This window comes from Caulobacter sp. UC70_42 (genome assembly GCF_044056025.1).
Lineage (GTDB): Bacteria > Pseudomonadota > Alphaproteobacteria > Caulobacterales > Caulobacteraceae > Caulobacter.
Genome location: NZ_CP171994.1, coordinates 3527026 through 3548164, shown reverse-complemented (window position 1 = coordinate 3548164; position 21139 = coordinate 3527026). Strand labels below are relative to the sequence as shown.

The 21139-nt window shown below is 67.9% G+C and carries 20 protein-coding genes and 3 pseudogenes; 14 read left to right on the top strand and 9 right to left on the bottom strand.

Annotated features, from left to right (window positions below):
* Positions 1–30 precede the first annotated feature (30 nt).
* Genes ACHMW8_RS17640 through ACHMW8_RS17630 form a run of 3 tightly spaced genes read left to right on the top strand, consistent with a single transcriptional unit; the run spans position 31 to position 3691 of the window.
* On the top strand, positions 31–1242 hold the full coding sequence (locus ACHMW8_RS17640; protein ID WP_395443253.1) for an ABC-three component system protein: 1212 nt from the start codon (positions 31–33) through the stop codon (positions 1240–1242).
* Positions 1242–1754: a three component ABC system middle component gene (locus ACHMW8_RS17635; RefSeq protein WP_395443252.1), complete on the top strand. Its 513-nt coding sequence runs from the start codon at positions 1242–1244 to the stop codon at positions 1752–1754. The genes ACHMW8_RS17640 and ACHMW8_RS17635 overlap by 1 nt, the downstream gene beginning before the upstream one ends.
* Positions 1751–3691, top strand: a complete 1941-nt coding sequence (locus tag ACHMW8_RS17630) for a DUF3732 domain-containing protein (RefSeq protein ID WP_395443251.1) — start codon at positions 1751–1753, stop codon at positions 3689–3691. The genes ACHMW8_RS17635 and ACHMW8_RS17630 overlap by 4 nt, the downstream gene beginning before the upstream one ends.
* A gap of 736 nt (positions 3692–4427) precedes the next feature.
* Here ACHMW8_RS17630 and ACHMW8_RS17625 read toward each other — a convergent pair.
* From ACHMW8_RS17625 to ACHMW8_RS17610, 4 genes are all read right to left on the bottom strand, one after another.
* Entirely contained in the window at positions 4428–5354 is a 927-nt protein-coding gene (locus tag ACHMW8_RS17625) for an alpha/beta hydrolase (protein WP_395443250.1), read from the bottom strand.
* Positions 5351–5521 carry an EF-hand domain-containing protein gene (locus ACHMW8_RS17620; protein WP_395446006.1) on the bottom strand — a complete coding sequence of 57 codons (171 nt, stop codon included), beginning with the start codon at positions 5519–5521 and terminating at the stop codon, positions 5351–5353. Before ACHMW8_RS17620 ends, ACHMW8_RS17625 begins: the two co-directional genes overlap by 4 nt.
* Positions 5518–5682, bottom strand: coding sequence for a hypothetical protein (locus tag ACHMW8_RS17615; protein ID WP_395446005.1), 165 nt, complete (start codon positions 5680–5682; stop codon positions 5518–5520). The genes ACHMW8_RS17620 and ACHMW8_RS17615 overlap by 4 nt, the downstream gene beginning before the upstream one ends.
* 167 nt (positions 5683–5849) lie before the next feature.
* Complete coding sequence (locus ACHMW8_RS17610; RefSeq protein WP_125158034.1) at positions 5850–6257, bottom strand: hypothetical protein; 408 nt, start codon at positions 6255–6257, stop codon at positions 5850–5852.
* A 154-nt stretch (positions 6258–6411) separates the two neighbouring features.
* On the opposite strand from ACHMW8_RS17610, the gene ACHMW8_RS17605 reads away from it, so the two are divergent.
* From ACHMW8_RS17605 to ACHMW8_RS17590, 4 genes and pseudogenes are all read left to right on the top strand, one after another.
* Complete coding sequence (locus tag ACHMW8_RS17605) at positions 6412–7746, top strand: response regulator (protein WP_395443249.1); 1335 nt, start codon at positions 6412–6414, stop codon at positions 7744–7746.
* Positions 7730–7777 (top strand): annotated as a pseudogene (locus ACHMW8_RS17600) (hypothetical protein); the annotation flags it as partial. The gene ACHMW8_RS17605 and the pseudogene ACHMW8_RS17600, both read left to right, overlap by 17 nt.
* 391 nt (positions 7778–8168) lie before the next feature.
* A pseudogene (locus ACHMW8_RS17595) lies at positions 8169–8264 on the top strand (hypothetical protein); the annotation flags it as partial.
* A gap of 4 nt (positions 8265–8268) precedes the next feature.
* Positions 8269–8481 (top strand): ATP-binding protein, encoded by a 213-nt coding sequence (locus ACHMW8_RS17590; RefSeq protein WP_395443248.1) that lies wholly within the window; start codon positions 8269–8271, stop codon positions 8479–8481.
* Between the two features lie 83 nt (positions 8482–8564).
* On the opposite strand, the gene ACHMW8_RS17585 is transcribed toward ACHMW8_RS17590, so the two are convergent.
* The 3 genes from ACHMW8_RS17585 to ACHMW8_RS17575 form a co-directional block, all read right to left on the bottom strand.
* Positions 8565–9830 (bottom strand): TolC family outer membrane protein, encoded by a 1266-nt coding sequence (locus ACHMW8_RS17585; protein WP_395443247.1) that lies wholly within the window; start codon positions 9828–9830, stop codon positions 8565–8567.
* Positions 9827–10030, bottom strand: coding sequence for a DUF2892 domain-containing protein (locus ACHMW8_RS17580; RefSeq protein WP_125158031.1), 204 nt, complete (start codon positions 10028–10030; stop codon positions 9827–9829). The genes ACHMW8_RS17585 and ACHMW8_RS17580 overlap by 4 nt, the downstream gene beginning before the upstream one ends.
* A gap of 112 nt (positions 10031–10142) precedes the next feature.
* Positions 10143–11423, bottom strand: a complete 1281-nt coding sequence (locus ACHMW8_RS17575) for an NAD(P)/FAD-dependent oxidoreductase (RefSeq protein ID WP_395443246.1) — start codon at positions 11421–11423, stop codon at positions 10143–10145.
* A 154-nt stretch (positions 11424–11577) separates the two neighbouring features.
* On the opposite strand from ACHMW8_RS17575, the gene ACHMW8_RS17570 reads away from it, so the two are divergent.
* The 7 genes and pseudogenes from ACHMW8_RS17570 to ACHMW8_RS17540 all read left to right on the top strand — a co-directional run bounded on the left by ACHMW8_RS17570 (position 11578) and on the right by ACHMW8_RS17540 (position 17068).
* On the top strand, positions 11578–11922 hold the full coding sequence (locus ACHMW8_RS17570; protein ID WP_125158029.1) for a helix-turn-helix transcriptional regulator: 345 nt from the start codon (positions 11578–11580) through the stop codon (positions 11920–11922).
* Positions 11922–12248: a rhodanese-like domain-containing protein gene (locus ACHMW8_RS17565; RefSeq protein WP_395443245.1), complete on the top strand. Its 327-nt coding sequence runs from the start codon at positions 11922–11924 to the stop codon at positions 12246–12248. The genes ACHMW8_RS17570 and ACHMW8_RS17565 overlap by 1 nt, the downstream gene beginning before the upstream one ends.
* 194 nt (positions 12249–12442) lie before the next feature.
* On the top strand, positions 12443–12940 hold the full coding sequence (locus tag ACHMW8_RS17560) for a biotin/lipoyl-binding protein (RefSeq protein WP_395443244.1): 498 nt from the start codon (positions 12443–12445) through the stop codon (positions 12938–12940).
* A pseudogene (locus ACHMW8_RS17555) lies at positions 12837–13109 on the top strand (HlyD family efflux transporter periplasmic adaptor subunit); the annotation flags it as partial. The gene ACHMW8_RS17560 and the pseudogene ACHMW8_RS17555, both read left to right, overlap by 104 nt.
* Before the next feature lie 25 nt (positions 13110–13134).
* A complete protein-coding gene (locus tag ACHMW8_RS17550) occupies positions 13135–13479 on the top strand; it encodes a hypothetical protein (RefSeq protein ID WP_395446080.1) in 345 nt (114 codons plus the stop codon).
* Positions 13476–16688, top strand: coding sequence for an efflux RND transporter permease subunit (locus ACHMW8_RS17545; RefSeq protein WP_395443243.1), 3213 nt, complete (start codon positions 13476–13478; stop codon positions 16686–16688). Before ACHMW8_RS17550 ends, ACHMW8_RS17545 begins: the two co-directional genes overlap by 4 nt.
* A gap of 161 nt (positions 16689–16849) precedes the next feature.
* Entirely contained in the window at positions 16850–17068 is a 219-nt protein-coding gene (locus ACHMW8_RS17540; protein ID WP_395443242.1) for an ArsR/SmtB family transcription factor, read from the top strand.
* A 35-nt stretch (positions 17069–17103) separates the two neighbouring features.
* On the opposite strand, the gene ACHMW8_RS17535 is transcribed toward ACHMW8_RS17540, so the two are convergent.
* Complete coding sequence (locus ACHMW8_RS17535) at positions 17104–18441, bottom strand: DUF1254 domain-containing protein (RefSeq protein WP_395443241.1); 1338 nt, start codon at positions 18439–18441, stop codon at positions 17104–17106.
* A 26-nt stretch (positions 18442–18467) separates the two neighbouring features.
* Positions 18468–20993, bottom strand: coding sequence for a TonB-dependent receptor domain-containing protein (locus ACHMW8_RS17530; protein WP_395446004.1), 2526 nt, complete (start codon positions 20991–20993; stop codon positions 18468–18470).
* Positions 20994–21139 lie beyond the last annotated feature (146 nt).

The window sequence follows — 21139 nt, the reverse complement described above, 5'->3', positions numbered from 1 at the left end:
GGTGAAGCTTATGCGCGAAGAGGTATTCGCTTGGCCAAGTCACCGACGAACTTCAGCGCAGCGCCATCCGCTGCAGGCTATCTCTACCAAGCCCGTCTAGCGCTGGCGCTCTGTCTGAAATACGTCAACGTCGATGCGGGCGTCGAAGTCGGCATCGAGCGCCTGGACGACGTTTCGTTTGAAGCCAACGGGACCGCACTCGAGCTCCTCCAGGCAAAACACCACATCGACAGGGTCGCCAGCCTGACCGACAAGAGCGTCGATCTCTGGAAGACGCTACGTGTGTGGAGCGAAGCTGTCGCCAAGGACCCGACCCTGCCAGCCCGCACGCGCCTGGCCTTGGTGACGACAGGGAGTGCGCCGGCCGACAGCGCCGCCTCCATGCTGCGCCCCGCCGCGGCCTACCCCGCCGGCAAGGCGCGCGATCCAAAGGCGGCCGCGGCGCTGCTTGAAGCGGTGGCGGAGGCCGGTGGCAATCAAGAACTCAAGGCGAGCTACGATGCGTTTCTTGCGCTCGGCGCGACGATGCGGATCTCGCTGCTGAGCTCGATCGAAATCCTGGATAACCAGCCCCTCCTGACGGACCTTGAGGCCTCGATCGAGAACGACCTGCGGATGATGGCTCCTCGTGGTCAGGCGGCGGTCGCGCGCGAGCGGCTCGAAGGATGGTGGTGGTCGCGGGCCTGCAAAGCGCTGATCGCGAACCCGCCCGAAGCCATCTCGGTCCTGGAGATTGAAGCCAAGCTCGACGACATCCGCGACGGACTCAAGCGCGACGCCCTTGTCGCCGACCAGGAGCACACAGACCCTCCCGCAGGCGAGATCGCAGAGTATGAGGGCCGCCCCTTCGTCCGACAGCTCAAGGTGGTCGGCGTCGGCGGAAATCGCATCGAGTACGCCAAGCGCGATTATTACCGCGCCTTTACGCAGCGATCGAAATGGGTACGCGAGCACCTGGTGTTCGACGGCGAGATCGCCAAGTACGAACTGACCTTGATCGAGGAGTGGCAGCCTCGCTTCCAACAGATGCGCGACAAGATCGGCGACGGCGAGGTCAGCGACGCGGTGCGCCGCCAAGCTGGCCAAGAACTCTACGGCTGGGTCGAAGCCGACGCGCGTTTCCCATTCCGCACAGTCAGCCAACGCTTCCTGACCGTGGGATCCTTCCACATCCTGGCCAACGACATGCGCGTGGGATGGCATCCTGACTTCGAGACGGCCTGCGCCGCCGAGAACGCCTAGTGGCGGCCTCTCGCTGGAGCTTGAGCTGGCGTGATCGTCCGCCCGAGGAGGCGGCGCTGCTGAACCCGGCGTTTTGCGGCGAGCTCATCGCCCGCGCGACGAAGGACTATGAACGCATCCGCGCCGCGCCCTTCCCGCTCCCACTTGCCTTTGTCGTCCTGCCCCTGCTGCTGCACCCACCGACCAAGGACGCCCTGCCTGGCCGGGCTAACACCACCTTCGCCACTTGGTCGGCGGACAACGAAGCGTTACTGGCCGAACTTCCGGAACGGACGCTGAGACTACGCCCGATCAGCCGCGAGGCTCTGCTGTTCCTTACGCAGCATCGGGCACTCACGGTGACCGCAGATGGCCTGAAGACCGGCGCTGCGCCGATGAAGCTCAGCGCCAAGACGTCGTCGTCCACACCCGACGCGGACGACATCCGTCGCGCCGCCGGCCTTATTGGCCGCTGGTTCGCCAATCAGGGCGCACCGGTCCAAATCCTCCAGACCATGGGCGTAACGCCGTGACCCTGCAGCTGCGCGCAATCGCGATCTACTCCCATGCCGGCGAGCGCCGCGAAGTCAGCTTCGATCTTGGCCGGTTGAACATCGTCACCGGCGCTTCAAAGACCGGCAAGTCGGCGCTCCTGGACATCGTCGACTATTGTTGGGGCCGCAGCGAATGCACGATCCCAGAGGGGGAAATCCGTCGCGCCGTCTCCTGGTTCTCAATCCTGCTCGATCGGGATGGGGAGAACATCCTGGTGGCCCGTCGCAACCCCGGCCCCGCCGGCAAAGCCAGCGATGAGATCTATTTCGAACGCGGCGTCGAGTGGTTCCCCGACACGCCGGAGCCCTTCGCCAAGAACGTGACCGCTGACGGCCTGCGTACGCAGCTCTCTATGGTCCTGGGTATCGCCGAGAACAAATACGTTCCCGAAGCCGGCTCGACCCGCGCGCCGCTGGAAGCCTCTTCCAGCCAAGCAGTGTTTTTCTGCCTCCAGGCCCAGGACGAGATCGCCAACCGTCGCCTGCTGTTCCATCGGCAGGGCGAGCAATTCATCCCCGCAGCAATCAAGGACACCCTGCCCTACTTCGTCGGAGCGATGGGCGAAGACCACTATCTTCAGCGCATGCGCTATGACGAAGCCCGAGCCCGCGTTCGCAAGCTCGAGCGGGAGTTTGCTGAAGCAAAGGCCCTGGCGAATGAGGCATCCGGCACGGCCCAGGCCTTGCTGCAAGAGGCCAAGAGGGTGGGCCTGCTGCCGCCGGAGGCTTTCGCCGAGACCCCCGCGGAGTTGCGCGCACTGCTGGCCAGCGCCGCGGCTCCTCGCGAACTTGCCTACGCGCGCAACGACGACCCGGCAGCGGACCTGACCGATCTCGAAAACCGGCGCCGGCGCCTGCGGGGCGAAATGCAGGACGTTCGTGAAGAGATCGCCGATGTCCAAAGGCTTGAGCGCGAAGCCTCGGAGTTTCAGATCGAGGCGCGCGAGCAGGAGGCGCGGCTGGCCTCGATCGGTCTTCTGGCCGACGACGCTGGCGATGCGGAGACCTGCCCGCTCTGCGACAGCCATCTGCCCACCCCGATCCCATCGGTCGACGATGTCCGTCGCTCCCTTACCGCGCTTGAGGGTCAGCTACAGTCCGTCCGGCGCGATAATCCGCGCTTGCAGGCGCGTCAGGCAGAGCTAGAGGCCCGCCGCAACGCCTTGGACGAGCAGCTGAAGGTGGTCCAGGCCGACATCCTGGCGCGGATCTCGGAGAATGAGCGACTGCGGATCGAGCAGGACCAGTTCACCGAGCAAGCCCGGACGGCCGGCAGGATCGGCTACTACCTGGAAAACGCTCGCACGGTGACTGCCGACGAGGGTCTCGAACTCGCGATCGCCCGAGCCCGCGCGGAATTGGCCGAGCTTGAGCAGTTGCTGGACCAGGAGGCTCTTGAGGAGCGGCTGACTACCGCTTTGGGCCTAGTCGGACGTGACATCACCAAGTACGCTCGCGCACTTGATCTTGAGCATGGCGAGAACACGCTACGCCTCGATCGGAAAAACCTCACCGTGGTCGCCGACACCATCGACGGCCCACTGGCGCTGCCGCAGATAGGCAGCGGTGAAAACTGGGTCGGCTATCACGTCGCCGCCCACCTGGCTCTTCACGGGCTCTTCCGGGCGCGGAAGCGGCCCGTGCCCGCCTTCCTCATGCTCGACCAACCATCGCAGGTCCACTACCCGCCCGATCGCGACGTCGGCGAGATCGATGGCAAGAGCGACGAGGACCAGGCCGCCGTGGCACGGCTGTATCGACTGCTGTTCGACTATTGCGATGAGCACCATCCCGACATGCAGATCATCGTGATGGACCACGTCGAACTGCTCCAGGACTGGTTCCGCGACTCCACGGTTCAACGCTGGCGCGACAACATCAAACTCGTGCCCGTGAGCTGGCTAAGAGCGTCTTAGGCGGTCGCCCCCTCCCGTCGCCGTCGCCACCTGCGGACGTTCCCAAAGTCGGAGAAGAGTCAGGTTTTCCAGTTTTGCGGGATCGGTCTGACCGCCGTTCCCGGCCGCCCGGTATCGGACCTTCCCAGCGGAAGAAAGTCACGCCTGCGCGCTCCGCTGCGCACTCAGAAGGTCCGGGTTGGTGCGAACACCGGCACGGGGACCAATGCACTTTCCTGCACCGCAAAGGCGGAAAAGGAACGGAAAGGAATGGCAATTCCGTGTGCAAATTGCGCACACGATCCACGATAAGATATTGATTTTTATGCGGAATTTACCCAATCCATCATCGGCGCGACGGACAATCTATGCGGCTGAAATTCATGCATTTCTATAGCAACACCACGAGACCAAGCCGCTCACATACGCATCAATGTTGAGGCCAGATTTCGGGCGTGTTCCCGAAAATCGATCGCTGGCCGCGCGCATAGAGCACACGAAATTGGCCACCCTCCAAAACAGAAATCAGGACGCTGTCGCGCCCAAGTCCCTCGCAAGGGTCGCTATCTGGGGAGAGCTTCACCCTGCGCAAGGACGCAGAAAGCCGGGCCGGCCGGAAGGAGCGGCGCCGCTCGGCATGGATCGAAGCGACAATCGCATCTGATGATCCGCGACGCTGCGGCGCCCAGCCCCTTTGGAGCTGGCGCGCGCGCTCGCGCATGCGGGTCCGCTCCCTCAATTCCCGCCCGTGGGAGAACTACCGGGAAAACCGCGCGGCGATGAAGTCGTCGACCGCATCCGTATAGGCGCCGGGCAGCCCCAGCGTGCGATTGACGTCGGCATGGGTCAGATCCAGAGGCAGAACCGGCATGTCGCGCCCCGCCGCTTGCGCCTTGGCCTGGAACCGGCGGGCATCGGCGCAGGGATCGTCGGGTCGCCTGGTCGAGCAGGTCAGCATCATGGGCACGGCCCGCGGCGTCCACTGGTCCATCGGAGAGGCCTTGGCCCAGTAGGCGGGATCGGCGCCGAAGGCTTCGTCATAGAAGCGAGGATGGCGTCCCGCCATGGTCGTCGAGACCTGCATCGTGGCGGAATCCAGCACCACCGTCCCCGCCCAGGCCTTGCCGACCATGTCGGGGCGCGAGGACAACAGCGCCACCAGATGGGCTCCGGCCGAGTGACCCATCAGGATCACCCTGTTCGGATCGCCGCCCCAGCCGTCGGCGTGTCCCTGCGCCCACCGCACGGCCTCGGCGACATCCTGAGCCTGCTCATAGGCCATGGCGTCGGGCAGCATCCGGTAGTTGACGCTCACCACGATCCAGCCCTTCGTCAGCCAGTGCTTGAGCTTGTTCTCGACCGGGCCTGTATTGGCCTTGTCGCCGATCTTCCACGCGCCGCCATGCACCATGATCAGAATCGGCGCGTTGCGGGCGCCCGGCGGGAGGTAGACATCCAGCCGCTGGGCCGCGTCGCTCCCGTAAGCGTCGGTCTGCTTTCGAGCGCCCGGCATAATAGCCCGCAGGTCGATGGGCCGCGCCTCCTCGGCCTTCCTTTCCAGCAGGCGCTGGCGAAGCTGGCCGCGCATGCCGAGTCCCAGCTGGCGGGCCTCAACGACGCCGGCGCCCATCACGGCCAACGCCGCCACGGCGATCGCCGCTCTGGTCAGGGGTTTGATCTTCATTTCAGGGCCTCGAACTGGTCGCGGGCGGCGGCGATCTCGTCCCGGGACAGGCGCCCATCGTGGTCGCGGTCCGCGCGATCGAACAATGGGGCTGGTCCGTCCACGAACTCGGAGCGGGTCACGCGGCCGTCGCCGTTGCGGTCGGCGTGGGTGATGACCGTCTTCAGCGCCTTGGCCTTGGAGCGGTTCGACTTGGCCAGGCGGGGAACTCCGACAGCGTCACCAGGTCATCGCCGTTGCGATCGAGGCGGTCGAACTGGGTTGATCGAGCGGCCTTGAACTCCTCGGGGGTGACATAGCCGTCGTGGTTGGCGTCGGCCTTCTCCAGCCCGCCGCCGAACGTACGGGGAGCCGCATGGGCTCCCCGAGACGGCCAGGGCCAAGGCGGCCGACAGGATCAAGATCTTCACTTTCAAACTCCGGAAAGAGCGGCCCGCCGCGCGTTTTGGGGGGCAATGGCGCGGCGGGCCGGGACGCGTTCGGTCAGGGGGGTGATCAGGGGCGGTTCACCGTTCCGCTGACCGACCGCGTGGCGCCGTCATAGCCGGTGCGCGAATGGTCGTAGCTCACCGTGCCGTCATGGTTGTCGACCACATGGGTGCTGCGGCTGGCCGAGGCGCCGTTGTTGAAGGTGCGGGTCGCCCCGCCCTGATAGGCGCCCTCGCCCCAGCTGGCGCTGCGATTGCTGGCGACGCCGCGGCCCGAATTGGTCTGGGTTCCGCGCGACACGGCGATCGCGCCCGGCTGACGGCTGACATCGCGGCTGTGGACATAGCCGTGGCCGCGCGCGCCCTGAACGCTGACGAAGCGGCCGTGCTGGCCGGCCTGGGCGGGCGCGGCGATCATCGCGGCCAGCACGGTAAGGGTCGAAAGGCCTGCCGCCAGGATGGAAGTCTTGCGCATGATAGCTCCGTTGATTGTGTCGGTGTCCCTCGACGCCGCCACCTGACCATGGTCGTGCAATCGCCTGTTTGCGCCTGTCCGACGAACTGTATCGAAGTGTAAACGGGCCTGGTGGCGACTTCCGCCCAACCCGGGCTTGGGGCATTGGCTTGTCATGGCCGACAACACGCTGATCGCGGTCGTGGAAGACGACGCCGAAATTCGGGACCTGACCCTGGGGCTGCTGCGCCGAGAGGGCTACGAGGCGGTCGGCTGCGAGGACGCGTCCGCCTTCGACCGGCTGGCCGCCCGCCGTCGGGTCGACCTGGTCCTGCTGGACATCATGATGCCGGGCGAGGATGGCCTGTCGGTGTGCCGTCGGCTGCGGGCGGGCGGCGAGGTCGCGATCCTCATGGTCACCGCCAAGGGCGATGATATCGACCGGGTGATCGGGCTCGAGATCGGAGCCGACGACTATCTGGCCAAGCCCTACAATCCGCGCGAACTGCTGGCGCGGGTGAAGGCGATCCTGCGCCGCACGCGCGAGATCCATCGGGTGGCCAGCGCCCCGTCCGGCGAGATGCTGGCCTTCGCGGGCTGGCGACTGGACACCGCCAGCCGCGACCTGACCGATCCCGAAGGCCAGGCCGTGGTTCTGACCGGGGGCGAGCATGACCTTCTGATGGCCTTCCTGCGCCATCCCCAGCGGGTGCTCAGCCGCGACCAGCTGCTGGACTGGACGCGCGGTCGCAGCGCCGAGCCATTCGATCGCGCCATCGACGTCTTGCTGAGCCGCCTGCGTCGCAAGCTGGGCGCGGGCGCTGGCGGATCGGCCTTGATCAAGACCGTGCGGGGCGGCGGCTATCTGTTCAGCGCCCCCGACCGAGCGAGTTCTGATCATGCTGCTGGCCGACAATCTCTCGACCCGAATGACGGCGATCCTGCTGACCGGCCTGGCGGTGATGCTGTTGATCGGCGCGACGCTTCTCGTCTGGCCGCAAGGCGGCGGCGAAGGCGGCGTGCGCTTCTATCAGCTGCCTCGCCCGTCGGAGGCGCGGGCCATCGTCGAGGCGGTGGAAGCCAGCCCGCCGGCGGCCAGGACCAAGGTGATCACGGCCCTCGACACCGGGGTGATCCGCACGACCCTGCGGCCCGACTTCCCTCCTCTAAGGCTTCGCGCCCGGATCGCCGACGACCGCGACCCCGGCTATCAGGCCTATCGCGCCGCCCTGGGCGGTCGCGAACTGCGCATCGACATCCGTCGCGGCGGCCGGCTCAGGGACGGCGCCCTGCCCGGTCGCCACGCGCTGCTGCTCTCGGTGCGGCTGACCGACGGCGAGGTGCTCGTCCTGCGCCGCCGCGCGCCCGAGACCGCCCGCCTGTTCTTCGGTCGCGTCTCGCTGGCGGCCGCCGCCCTGCTGGCGGTCACCCTGCTGATGCTGACCCTGGCCGTGCGCCAGACCACCCGGCCCGTCACCCTGCTGGCGCGCGAGGTGGCCCGGTTCGGTGACGACCTGAACGCCAAGGTCCTGCCGCTGCGCGGTCCGCGCGAGCTTCGCGAACTGTCGGCGGCGTTCAACACCATGCGCGACCAGATCCGCGGCCTGATGGACGAGCGCACCCGGATGCTGGCCGCCATCGCCCACGACCTGCGCACCTATCTTACCCGCCTGACGCTGCGGGCCGAGTTCATCGCCGACGAGACCCAGCGGGCCAAGGCCGGCGCCGACCTGGCCGAGATGGCCCAACTGCTGGACGACACCCTGCTGTTCGCGCGCCAGGACGCGGGTCGCGGCGACGGGGCTCGAGCGATCGACCTGCGTCGCGAACTGGAAACCCTGGTCGCCCTGCGCCGAGAGATGGGCCGAGACGGTCGTCCTTGCGCCAGACATCGCCGCCAGGGTCTGGTCATCGCCCCTGGCTCTGCGGCGGATGCTGGACAATCTGATCGACAACGCCGTCCGCTATGGCGGCGCGGTCACGCTCGACGTTCGCCGCCTGGAAGGCCAGGTCGAGATCATGGTGCTGGACGATGGTCCGGGCCTGCCAGCCGAGGCGCTGGCGACCCTCACCGCCCCGTTCGAGCGCGGCGAGTTCCTCCCGCAACCGCCGCACCGGCGGGGCCGGCCTTGGCCTGTCCATCGTCCAAGCCCTCGCCAAGGGACAAGGGGGGCGGCTGATCCTGAGCAACCGACCAGAGGGCGGCTTGGCCGCGACAATCACTCTCCCGTCCGACGCGCCCTGATCCGCGGGTCGGCCCTGGGCGCCCAAGCCGCGCCCCGGCCAGGAAGCGCCGCCGCGCCTCGAATATCAGCGGGCGTCGCCGCCTCATTGGCCGCGCAGCAGCGCCTCGAGCCGATAGGCCGAGACCGTCACCTCGCCACGCGTCGCGACCAAGGCGCTTTGCGCGGCCAGGGCCTCGCGCTCGGCGTCTAGAAGATCCAGAACGGGCTTTTGGCCCACCCGCACTTCATTGCGGACGCTGTCGAGCGCGCTGGTCGCGGCGCTGGCCTGGTCGGTGGCGGCCAGCATCACCGCGCGCGCGGTGACCACATCGCCCCAGGCGCCGATCACCGCCTCGCGCACCTGAGCCCGCGCCGCATCCACGCCCGCCTGGGCGCGGCGAAGTTCCGCATTGGCCTCGTCGACGCGGCCGCTCACCGCGCCGCCTGAAAACAGCGTCCATCGTCCCTGCACCCCGACGGTCACCCCGTCGGCGCGGTAGCCGGGAAAGAACTGATCGCGCGCCGTGCTGGCGGTCGCGGTCAAGGCCAGGCTGGGCAGGCGTTCGGCGCGGGCGTAGCGGACCCCGGCCTGGGCCGCGCGCTCCGCCGCCTCAGCGGCCAGTAGCATGGGGCTGGACTGGGACGCCATCGCGATCGCCTCGTCGAGCGACGCCGGCGTCGCTGGGGGAACGATCACCGTCTCCAGGCCGTCGGGCTCCGCGCCAACCACCGAGGAGAAGTGGGCCCGACTTCTGGCCAGCTGGCCTTCGGCCCGCGCCAGGGCCGCACGGCTCTCCGCCTGACGAGCCACGGCCTGGTCGAGCTCGGTGCGGGGGATCTCGCCGCCCTTGAAGCGAAGCTTCGCCTGGGCCGTGATGGTGTCCATCTGGACGAGTTGGGCCCGGCTCAGAGCCAGGAGGTCCTGGGCGCTGAGGACGCCGACATAGGCGGCCGCGACCTGCGCGCTCAGCAGGGACGTCGCGCCGCCAAGCTCGGCCCGGGCGGCGGCCTCGCCTTCGCCGGCGCGAGCGATGGCGGCGCTGACGCCGCCGCCGGTGAACAGGGGCTGGCGCAGTTGCAGCGACGCCGCGCGGGGCGACACGTCGCTCTGGCCAAAGCCGAAGAAGCCGCCCAGATCGGTCGTTCCGCCAGCGCCTTCGCCGGACAGGATCAGGCTGGGCAGACGTCCGGCCCGAGCCTGGGCGAGGCGCGCCGAAGCCACGTCGGACCGCGCCCGCGTCTGGGCGAGGTCGGCATTGGAGCGTCGCGCCAGGGCGATGGCCTCGGGAAGCGTCATGGCCGACGCGCCCCACGGCGCGGCGACACTGGCCAGCAAGGTCAGGACCAGGACGGCGCGCACGGTGCTCACCGGAACGCGACACCCGGCTTTACGCCGAGCTTCTTGAAGATCATCGCGGCCGGGCAAAAGCCGGTGAAAGCCGCCTGGATCATGTTGAGACCGGCGAAGATCGATAGAGCGATCCACCAGGGGTGAACGAAATGCGCCAGCCCGACGCCCAGGAGAACGACAAAGCCGGCGAACGCCAGAACCATACGGTCGATAGTCATGGTCAACCTCCTCTAGCGGCTCAGGCGCTCGCCTGGGCCAGGGCCTGGCGCGTCCAGGCGACGATCTGGGCCGCAGCCCGGCGGACCGGGCGATGACGGCCTCGGTCAGCCCTCAGGGCTTGATCTTGTGGATGCCCATGACGTCCAGGGCGAGCTTCTCGTAGAAGGGCTCGCTCTCGCCGCGCTTGACCTTGGCCAGGAAGTATTTCTCGAACCCGACCTTGGCCAGGTGAACCCACTTGCCGCTGGCCGACCAGTTGACGTTGCGCGGCGGAATCTGGGGCTGGGCGACGAAGGCCACGCCGCCGTCGCCGAAATCGGCCAGGCAGATCGCGTTCCAGGTCGCCTCGTGGGTGGCGGACTGACCGTTCACGATGTCCTTGAGATTGTGCGCGATGGCCGTGACCATGCTCTCGATCATGAAACCGGTCTTGGGCACGCCCACGGGCACGGGCGTCTTGCCGGTGGGCGCGATGGCCACGCAGACGCCCAGGGCCATGACGTTCTGATAGGTCGGATTGCGCTGGTGCTTGTCGACGATGATGAAGCCGCGCGGATTGGTCAGGCCGTTGACCCCGTGAACGGCCGCCACGCCTCGGAAGGCCGGCAGCATCATCGAATAGGCGAACGGCAGATCATGGGTCGCCTTGACCGCGCCGTCCTCGGCGATCTCCTCCACATGCATCACGCCCGCCTCGACCGAGGCGACCTTGGCGCTGGTGATCCACTTGATGTGCCGCTGGCGCATCTCGCTTTCCAGCAGTCCCTTGGTGTCGCCCACCCCGTCCAGGCCCAGATGGCCGACATAGGGCTCGGAGGTGACGAAGGTCATGGGAACCTTGTCGCGAATCTTGCGGCGCTTGAGCTCGGTGTCGAGGATCATCGCGAACTCGTAGGCCGGACCAAAGCATGAGGCGCCCTGCACCGCACCGACGATGATCGGCCCGGGGTTTTCGACAAAGCGATCGAAGGCGGCGGCGGCGGCCTCGGCATGGTCGACATGACACACCGACTGGGTGAAGCCGCCATGCGGGCCAAGACCCGGGATCTCGTCGAAGGCCAATTCCGGCCCCGTGGCGATCACCAGGTAGTCGTAGTCGAGCATTACGCCGTCGGTCAGTTCCAGCTGGTTGCGCTCGGGCACGACCTTGGCCGCCCCCACGCCTCGAAAGGCGATGCCCTTCTTCTGAAACACGGGCGGCAGCTTGACCTCGATGGCCTCGCGCTTGCGCCAATGAACGGCGACCCAGGGGTTCGACGGCACGAAGTGGAAGGTGTCGCCTTGGGAGACAACTTCGACCTCGGCCTTGTCGCCGACGGCCTGCTTGATCTCGAAGGCGGCGATCGCGCCGCCTAGTCCAGCGCCCAGAATGACGATGCGCGGCTTAGCCATGATCTCGTTCCTCCAACGCCCTGGTTTGGAGCCGAGACTGGCTCATTCCGGGCGGCTCACTTTGACGAGGATCAGGTCCGGCCCCGAACGCTCGGGATAGCGTCATCCTGATCGATGCTTGACTAAATATGCACAAAGTCGCATATACGCAACTATGAATTTTGAACCTCACGCCCTCAAGGCCTCCGCGGATGACGCCTGCGCCCTGCTCAAGGCGCTGGCCAATCCGCATCGGCTGATGATCGTCTGCGCGCTGGTCAACGGCGAGCAGTCGGTGGGCGCGCTCGCCCAGGCTCTGGGGGTGCGCGAAACCTTGACCTCGCAACACCTGGGGCTGCTGCGCCGCGACGGCGTCGTCTCGGCCCGTCGCGAGGGCCAGACCATTTTCTACGACCTTCGCAGCGGCCAGGCCCGCGCCCTGGTCGAGACCCTGTCGCGTCTGTTCTGCGCGGTTCCCGAGACCCCCGCCTCGCCCGCCCCCTTCAAGGAGACCCATTGATGTTCGGATCGCCCAAGACCAAGGACCTCACCGCCCACCAGGTGAAGGCCGCCCTCGACGCCGACAAGATCCTGCTGGTCGATGTGCGCGAGCCCGCCGAGTTCGCCGCCGAGCGCATTCCCGGCGCGGTCAATGTCCCGCTCTCGAGCTTCGACCCCAAGGCCCTGCCCGACGCCGGCGACAAGGCCGTGGTCTTCAGCTGCGGCTCGGGCAAACGCTCGGCGACCGCCGTGGGCCACTGCCAGAAGGCCGGCCAGGCGCTCGACACCCACCTGACCGGCGGGATCATGGCCTGGAAGGCCGCGGGCCTGCCGACCGTCCGCTAGTGTGCTGGATTTGAAGTTCGCCCGCACTTGGATCAGGCTCCGAGCGAACTTCAAATCCGAAAAAGCACACTAGAAACATAAACTTACTAGTGTCCCTATCGATTCCGAAGTTCGTCGGAGCTTGCCACGAACGCTTGCGAACTTCGGAATCGGGACCCTAGCCGACCATCACAAGAACATCTGGAGGGGACGCCATGACGGCCCGGCCATATCTGATCAGCGCCTTGGGCGCGGCCTTGCTGCTCAGCGCCTGTGGCGAGCCCAAGGAGGCGGCCACGCCGACGATCAGGACGGCGCCCGCCGCCGGACGCCTGACCATCCGCGCCCAGACCGTGGCGGACCTCAAACCCGTGCCCGGAACCCTGACCACGCGGGACATGGCCGAGGCCCGGGCGCGGATCTCTGGGACCTTGGCGGCCTTGAGCGTCAAGGAGGGCGACATCGTCCGCCAGGGCCAGATGATCGGCCGGATCAAGGATGACCGGCTAGCCCTGCAGACCGGGGCGTTCGACGCCCAGGTCGCCGCCGCCGCCGCCGAGGCGGCGCGCGCCCAGGCCGATCTGGCCCGCACGCGCGATCTCTTCTCGCATGGCGTCTACGCCCAGGCCCGCCTGGATCAGGTTCGAGGCCCAGGCCAAGGCCGCCAACGCCAATCTGACGGCGGCCCGCGCCCAGCGCGGCGCCAGCGCTGAATTGGGCGCCCAGGGCGCGATCCTGGCTCCGGCCGCCGGCCGTGTCCTGGTCGCGGACGTACCGGTCGGTTCGGTGGTCATGCCCGGTCAGTCGGTCGCCAAGATCACCGCCGGCCCGCTCGTCGTGCGTATCGAGCTGCCCGAAGGCCAGGCGCGCGCGCTCAAGGTCGGCGATCCCGTCGACCTCGCGGCCGATGACCTGCACGGCGTCGCCGCGGGCGGAACCATCGCCCCAGATCTACCCGGCGATCACCGGGGGCCAGGTCACCGCCGACGTCACCGCGCCCAACCTGCCCGGCGACCTGATCGGCCAACGCGTGCGCGCCGCCGTCAAGATCGGGGAGCGCCAGGCGATCGTCATTCCACGACGCTATGTCGCCACCCGGTTTGGCGTTGACTACGCCAGGCTGGTCGACGCCAGCGGCGCGATCTCCGAAGCGCCGATCCAGACCCGCCCCGCCGCCGCCGCGGACGCGGTCGAGGTTCTGTCCGGCTTGCGTATCGGCGACGTTCTGACCCCGGCGGAGCGCGCGCGATGAACCTGGGCCTTTCCGGCGCGCCTGACCAAGGCGTCGATCAAGTCGCCCCTGACGCCGCTGATCCTGCTGGCGGCGATCGCGGTAGGGCTCCTGGCCCTGGTCTCGATCCCCCGCGAGGAAGAGCCGCAGATCAGCGTGCCTATGGTCGACATCATGGTCGCGCGCCCGGCCTGCGCGCGCCCGACGCCATCGAACTGGTCGGCAAGCCTCTGGAGACCATCGTCAAGAGCGTGGCCGACGTCGAGCACGTCTACACCTTCGCCGACGACAACCAGGTGATGGTCACCGCCCGCTTCAAGGTCGGGGTCGACCCGGACGCCGCGGCCGTCCGCATCCACGAGAAGATCCGCGCCAACTACGATCGCATCCCCGCCGGCATCGCCGAGCCGCTGATCCAGACCCGCGGCATCAATGACGTACCCAGCCTGGTGCTGACCCTGTCTCCGAAGTCCGGCGCCGCCGGCCAGTGGACCGATCAGGCGCTCCATGAACTGGCGGGCAAGCTTCGGACCGAAGTCGCCAAGGTCGACAATGTCGGCCTGACCTTCATCGTCGGCGGCCGGCCCGAGGAGATCCGCGTCGCGCCCGATCCCGCGCGCCTGGCACAGCACGGCGTGTCGCTTGGCGTGCTGATGGACACCGTGCGCCAGGCCAACCGCGCCTTTCCCGCCGGCCAGGTTCGCGGCGGCGGCCAGGCGATCGACGTCATGACCGGCCGCAGCCTGACCAGCGCCACCGACATCGGCCTGCTGGCCCTGCCCTCGGCCAGCGGCCAGGCGGTCTATGTTCGCGACGTCGCCGACGTCGTACAGGCTCCTCGCGAGGATCAGGCGCGCGTCTGGCGCTACGCCCGCGTCGATGGGGTTTGGAACCAAGCGCCCGCGGTCAGTCTGGCCATCGCCAAGCGCAAGGGAGCCAACGCCGTCGTCGTCTCGCAGGCGGTTCTGGCCCGGGTCCAGACCCTGAAGGGCTCGCTGCTGCCCGACAGCCTGGACGTGGCCGTCACCCGCGACTATGGGGCCACGGCCAACGAAAAGGCCAATGAGCTGCTGTTTCACCTGGGCCTGGCGACCCTGTCCATCGTGGTGCTAATCGGCCTGGCGATCGGCTGGCGCGAGGCGGCGGTGACCGCCGTGGTCATCCCCACCACCATCCTGCTGACCCTCTTCGCCTCCAATCTGATGGGCTACACGATCAATCGGGTCAGCCTGTTCGCCCTGATCTTCTCGATCGGCATCCTGGTCGACGACGCCATCGTCATGATCGAGAACATCGCCCGCCATTGGGCCATGAACGACGGCCGAAGCCGGATCGACGCGGCGGTCGACGCGGTGGCCGAGGTGGGCAATCCCACGGTGGTGGCCACCCTGACCGTGGTCTCGGCCCTGCTGCCGATGCTGTTCGTCTCGGGCCTGATGGGCCCCTACATGGCCCCGATCCCGGTCAACGCCTCGGCGGCCATGGTGTTCTCGTTCTTCGTCGCCGTGGTCATCGCGCCCTGGCTGATGGTGCGCTTCGCCCGCAAGACCCTGGCGGCTGGCGGTCATGACCATGACGGCGAAGGCAGGCTCGGCGCGCTCTATCGCCAGGTCGCCGGCCGGGTGATCGCCACGCGCAGGAGCGCCTGGACGTTCCTGATCGGCGTGGGCCTGGCCACCCTGCTGGCCTGCGCCATGTTCGCCACCAAGACCGTGACGGTGAAACTGCTGCCGTTCGACAACAAGTCCGAACTGCAGGTGGTGCTGGACATGCCGGAAGGAACCTCGCTGGAGGCGACCAGCCGAGCGTTGTCCGACGCGGCCGCGATCACCCGCACCCTGCCCGAGGTCACGGCGATCGACGCCTATGCCGGAACCGCCTCCCCGTTCAATTTCAACGGTCTGGTCCGCCACTACTATCTGCGCGGTCGCCCGGACCAGGGCGATCTGTCGGTCGCCCTGGCCGAAAAGGGCGAGCGCAAACGCTCCAGCCACGTCATCGCCCTGGACCTGCGCGAGCGACTGGCCAAGGTCGCCCTGCCCCCCGGCGCGTCGATCAAGGTGGTGGAAGCCCCGCCCGGACCGCCGGTGATGGCCACCTTGCTGGCCGAGATCTACGGACCCGACGCCCAGACGCGACGCGCCGTGGCCGAACGGGTCAAGGCCATCTTCAAATCCGTGCCCTACATCGTCGACGTCGACGACAGCTACGGCCAAGCCCGCCCCGGCCTGCGCCTGGTCCCGGATCGCGATCGGCTGGAAGCCCTGAAGGTCGATGACCGGCAGGTGCTGGACTCGATCGGCGCAGCCTTCGGCGGTCAGGTGGTGGGCTACGCCCATCGTGGCGAAGGGCGCGATCCCCTGGAGATTTCGGTGCGCCTGCCGCAATCGGCGCGCAGCTGGGGCGAAGGCCTGACGGCCCTGCCCGTGGCCCAGAGCCAAAGCGGCCGCCTCGTCGAACTGGGCGAGGTCGTCACCGCTTCCCAGGAGCCCGGATCGACCCACATCTTCCGCCGCGATGGCCGCGACGTCGACATGGTGATGGCCGAGCTGGCCGGCGCCTATGAGGCGCCGATCTACGGCATGATGGCTGTCGACAAGGCCATCCGGACCGCCGATTGGGGCGCGCTACCCAAGCCCGACATCCGCATGAACGGCCAGCCGACCGACGAGCGCAGGCCCACGGTGCTTTGGGACGGCGAATGGGAGATCACCTGGGTGACCTTCCGGGACATGGGCGCGGCCTTCGGGGTGGCGATCCTGGGCATCTATGTGCTGGTCGTCGCCCAGTTCAAAAGCTTCCGCCTGCCGCTGGTGATCCTGACGCCGATCCCCCTGACGCTGGTCGGCATCGTCATCGGCCACATCCTGTTCAAGGCGCCCTTCACCGCCACCTCGATGATCGGCTTCATCGCCCTGGCCGGGATCATCGTGCGCAACTCGATCCTGCTGGTCGACTTCATCCGCCACAGCCAGACCGGCGGCCGGCCGCTGCGCGAGGTGCTTCTGGAGGCCGGCGCCATCCGTTTCAGGCCGATCGTCCTGACCGCCCTGGCGGCCATGATCGGCGCGGCGGTGATCCTGTTCGACCCGATCTTCCAGGGCCTGGCGATCTCGCTGCTGTTCGGCCTGGCCTCATCGACGGTGCTGACCGTGCTGGTCATCCCGGCGATCTACATCGTCCTGCGCGATGACGCGCGGCCCGGACGCGCGGACGCTTCCCAACCTTGAGCCGGGTCGCCTTGAACCTGCATGCGTATCTTCTACATTAGGCAGATGACCAGCCTTACCATCTCCGCGCCGGCCGACGATATCCAGGATCTGGCCGCCAGCGCCCATTCCGCGGCCAGACTTCTGAAGCTCCTGGCCAGCGAGCAACGGCTGCTGATCCTGTGTCGCCTGATCGATGGCGAGGCCTCCGTTGGCGATCTGGCGACTATGTCGGGCTGGCCCAGTCGGCGACCTCGCAGCATCTGGCCAAGATGCGCGCCGAGGGCCTGGTGGCCACGCGACGCGAGGCCCAGACCATCTTCTACCGGCTGGACGATCCGGCCGCGATGCGCGTGCTGGAGACCCTTTGCGACGTCTATCGCGGGTCGAGCAAGAGCTGATCGCGACCGGACGACGTCCCCAGGCCGGTCCCCGGCTATTGGGCCCGCCGGAGGGCGGGAACACGCCAGGTCCGCGCTCTGAGCTCAGGACGTGGCAGATAGGCGCGCAAGGCCAGGCGCATGCGTCCGGGAGGCGCGGGCAGCCAGTTGGCCGCCATGGCGCCCGACGGGCGATCGCGCTGGATCAAGATCTCGAACCCACCGTCGGCGTCCTTGATCAGCCCGGGCGTGCGGTCGCCGATCGCGTATCGGCCGATCGGATTTTCGGTGAAGAAATAGCGTCCTTCGGGCGTGACTTCGTACATGGTCAGCGACCAGAACGCTTCGACGGGCACGCCGCCGGGCGGAACGCGCCAGCGATACGGCGTCGAGCCCATCAGAGGCTCTCCCGCGCCGTCGAAATTGGCGTGGAAGTACATGGCCTCTTCCTCGCCCAGCGCCGCGATGCCCCCGAGGGCGACGGCCGCCCGCAGTTGATCGTTGGTTCCGAAGTCTCCGATCCCGGGCGGCTGATAGCTCCATCCGTCAACGGCGTAGTCTCGGAAGCGAAAGGTCTCGCGCAGGGTTTCGAGGGCGCCGGGGATCATCGTCCGCCAACGGTCGAGCACCGCCTGCGACGGCAAGCCGGGCCCGCCGATCCCTTGGGCGGTGAACTGGCTCGCGCGGCCGAACTGGCCGCCGCCGCCGGGAGAGCGGGCGATGACCTCGTTCACGAGCGACAGGAACTTGACGGGATCGTTCACGTCTCCAGCCGCCGCGTCGAAGCCGCGCGGGGGCGGACGATCCGCCGCGACACTCAGCGTCAGAGCGTTCTGGAAGGCTTGGGCGGCGGCCAGATCGGCGGGACCATCCACGAGCGTACGCATCAGGGCCCAGACGTCGTTGCTCGGCGCGCGGATCAGCTTGACGTCCCCTGGCGCGACGCCCTTCCAGCCTGGCCCGACGATCCAGTAGCGGCCGCCCCGTCCCTTGGTCGCGCGGGTGCCGACATAGGCGAACACGTCCGTGAACGCGCTCATGAAGGCCAGGGAGAAGTAGCGATCCGTCGAGCTGGGCACGTTCAGCTCGACCGGGCCTCCGGACAACTCCAGAAAGACCGACGAATAGACCGTATCGTTATTGGGCGCGGTGACCTGGTGGGAGGTGTGGTCCATCAACTGGGACCGGTGCGCAATGACGTTGAGCTTTCCGGGCTTGCCGACGGCGCCGGTGCGCTCCTGCTCGATGCGCGCCTGCTCATAGAGCGGGAAGGCGAAGAAGAAGGCCCGTTCGAACGGATCCCGCGTCTCCGCAGCCAGGGCGGCCAGGGCGCGCCCGGACGGCAGGAACGCCGAGGCGACGAGCGCGGACTTGATCAGGCGACGGCGATGCATCGGTGGGAACTCCTACGAAACCTGTCTCAACGGGCGTGGCGACTGAAGAACCGCCAGATGGTCTCGGTCGCGTCGATCTGGTCATAGCGGGCGCGCTCCAGGCCGCCGACATTGCGGGCCGGTCCCGGCCAGCCGTGCCCCGCGGACTTCAGACGGTAGAAGACCACCTCGCCGCCCTTCGCGCATCGAGCGTAAGTCTCGACCGTCACGTCGCCCTTGGGCTCGACGGCAGGCTTGTCCGCGCAGCCGTCGGCGCGCCGCCAGAAATCGACCGCGTAGGCGACCTCCCGGAACGGTTTCGACTGGGAGCGGGCCACCAGCGCCATCGGCGAGGTTCCGCCCTTGAATGGCACGATGTCGTCCTGCTCTCCGTGCATGATCAGCACCGGCACGGGCGTCGCCGGCGGCGTCTCCCCGCCGAACATCGCGCCCGAGACGACAGCCATGGCCGCGATGCGCGGCGCGAGCGCGGCGCCGATGCGATAGGTCAGCATGCCGCCGTTAGACAGGCCCGTCACATAGACCCTGGCCTGATCGATCCGATGCTGGCGGGCGATGTCGTCGATCATCGCGGCGATGAAGGCGATGTCGTCGCTGCCCGAGGTCATCGCGAAGCCGCAGCACCCTTCGGCGTTCCATGTCCCCATGTTGGCGTTGCGCCCAACACCGTTCGGGAAGGCCACGGCGAAGCCTTCCCGGCGCGCCGTGTCCAGCCAGCGCGGCGTCATGGTGCGGGCGTTGCCGCCGCCCCCGTGCAGAACAATGACCAGCGGAACCGGACCGGAAGCCTTGACTGGCGTATCGAGCAGATAGTCCCGGTCCACGCCGCCCACGCGGACGCTTCGCGCCATAGGAGCGGCCTCGTCCCGGGCCCAGGCTGGCGTAACGGCCAGCGCCAGCACGGCGACGATGATGGCGGTCAAGACGGATCTCATCACTTTGGTCCTCGCTCCGGCGCTCAATAGCGCAGCGTCAGTTCGGCGCCGTAGACGCGCGGCTGGTTCCAGAATTCGGCGGTGCCGACCACATTGAGCACATAGCGCTCGTTGGTCAGGTTTCGCCCGGTGACGGAGAAGCGCCAGCGCTCTCCTTCGACGCCAAGGCGAGCGTCGTAGAGCGTGTAGCCGGCGTAGGGGCGACTGTTGTCCGGAGTTCTCGAACCCGCCGTGGGCGTACTGGGCGCTGACGCCCGCGAAGCCGCGCAGGCGGCCGATCGGCTGGGTGTAGAGCAGGCTGGCGGCGATCTGGTTGTCGCGCAGGCGCGGCACGTGCTTTCCGTTCAGGTCGACCGTGACGCCCTGGCTGATGAGGCTGGCGCCCTTCTCGAAGGCGCCGTCGGACGTCGAATAGGACACCCGCGCCACCACGCGGCCGGGTCCGACACGGAAGATCCGGCGCGCCTCGGCCTCGAAGCCATAGACGTGCGCGTCGCCGGCGTTGGACAGGATAAAGCCGCTCGAACCCGCCGCCGGCGCGGTGACCACCTGAACCTGATTGGTCCAGGTGTAGTAGACCGCCGCCTCGGCGTTGAAGCCGAACAGACGCCCCTTCCAGCCGGTTTCGTAGTTGTAGGCGTATTCGGCGTCGTAGCGCAGGATCCGTGGCAGCAGGGCGCGGGTCACCGAGGGCGGCAGGTTGGTGTTGAAGCCGCCCGACCGGTAGGCCGTGGCGAAGCGCCAATAGATGTTCTGCTCGTCGGCGAGGTTCCAGCGCAAGGATACGGTCGGCGTATAGAAGGTGTTGTCGAAGCCGGTGCGAATGGTCGCCGTCTCGTTCCCGGCCGCGCAGGCCGGCGCCGCCAGGGTCGGCGGACAGAACTGGACCGTGGTGGCGCCGGAGCCGCCGATGGGCGCGAGCAGACCGGTCGGGACAGCCCCCGACCCGAAATAGACCAACGGATCCTCCGACCACCGCTGGAAGTCGTAGTCGCGGCTGTCATGCTGCGCCCGCAGTTCCAGCCCGAGCAGCCAGCGCTCGGCCAGCTTCGCCTCGACCGCGCCGAACAGCGAGACCGAGTCGACCTTCTCGTCGAAGGCGTCGTGGTTCATCGTGCCGCGCCCAGCCTGGCGAGCCGCCGCCGAGAAGGTGGTCGCCGCGCCGACGGCGGCGGTCCCGACGAAGCAGCCGGGCGTCGCGGGTTGCGCCGCCCCCGTATAGGCGGGGCAATCGAGCGGTTCGGTGACGACCTTGTCCCTGGAATTGAGGTACTCCGCCCCGAACAGCCAGGAGACGCGTCCACCGGGCTTCGACGCGAAGGTCGCCTGAAGCACCTCTCGGCGGTAGTCCTCGAACTGTGGGCGCGAATAGTCCGGATAGGCGACCGCCGCGCCGGGGGCCACGTCCGACAGCGACAAGCCCACGAAGTGATCGTCATCTTCGTTCGTGCGCGCGCCGTCGCGCTCGCGATGCGAAGCGCGCAGGGCCATATCGGCCCAGCCCAGGTCGACATCGGCGCGCAGCGACAAACCCTTCTCCTTGATGTCGGTCCGCCCTTCCCGGTTCTGGTTGGCGCGCGTGTCGGGTCCGGGATCGAGCGTCGGACTCCGGGCCAGGCCGGTGAAGCCCGCGGCGCTGCTGTCGTAATATTGGCCATGGCGCCCAGCGTGACCTTGGACGAGGGACGAGCCTCGATCGCCAGCCGAGCGCCCTTGGAGTCCTGGGTGTCGGTGAAGTTTCCGGTCGTGGTGTTGACGATAAA

Bases quoted from the DNA above. Each gene is read 5' to 3' on its own strand.
- ACHMW8_RS17625 (WP_395443250.1), bottom strand. From the start codon at position 5,354: ATGAAGATCAAACCCCTGACCAGAGCGGCGATCGCCGTGGCGGCGTTG.
- ACHMW8_RS17610 (WP_125158034.1), bottom strand. From the start codon at position 6,257: ATGCGCAAGACTTCCATCCTGGCGGCAGGCCTTTCGACCCTTACCGTG.
- ACHMW8_RS17605 (WP_395443249.1), top strand. From the start codon at position 6,412: ATGGCCGACAACACGCTGATCGCGGTCGTGGAAGACGACGCCGAAATT.
- ACHMW8_RS17590 (WP_395443248.1), top strand. From the start codon at position 8,269: ATGGTCCGGGCCTGCCAGCCGAGGCGCTGGCGACCCTCACCGCCCCGT.
- ACHMW8_RS17580 (WP_125158031.1), bottom strand. From the start codon at position 10,030: ATGACTATCGACCGTATGGTTCTGGCGTTCGCCGGCTTTGTCGTTCTC.
- ACHMW8_RS17575 (WP_395443246.1), bottom strand. From the start codon at position 11,423: ATGGCTAAGCCGCGCATCGTCATTCTGGGCGCTGGACTAGGCGGCGCG.
- ACHMW8_RS17570 (WP_125158029.1), top strand. From the start codon at position 11,578: ATGAATTTTGAACCTCACGCCCTCAAGGCCTCCGCGGATGACGCCTGC.
- ACHMW8_RS17565 (WP_395443245.1), top strand. From the start codon at position 11,922: ATGTTCGGATCGCCCAAGACCAAGGACCTCACCGCCCACCAGGTGAAG.
- ACHMW8_RS17560 (WP_395443244.1), top strand. From the start codon at position 12,443: ATGACGGCCCGGCCATATCTGATCAGCGCCTTGGGCGCGGCCTTGCTG.
- ACHMW8_RS17550 (WP_395446080.1), top strand. From the start codon at position 13,135: ATGACCTGCACGGCGTCGCCGCGGGCGGAACCATCGCCCCAGATCTAC.
- ACHMW8_RS17545 (WP_395443243.1), top strand. From the start codon at position 13,476: ATGAACCTGGGCCTTTCCGGCGCGCCTGACCAAGGCGTCGATCAAGTC.
- ACHMW8_RS17535 (WP_395443241.1), bottom strand. From the start codon at position 18,441: ATGCATCGCCGTCGCCTGATCAAGTCCGCGCTCGTCGCCTCGGCGTTC.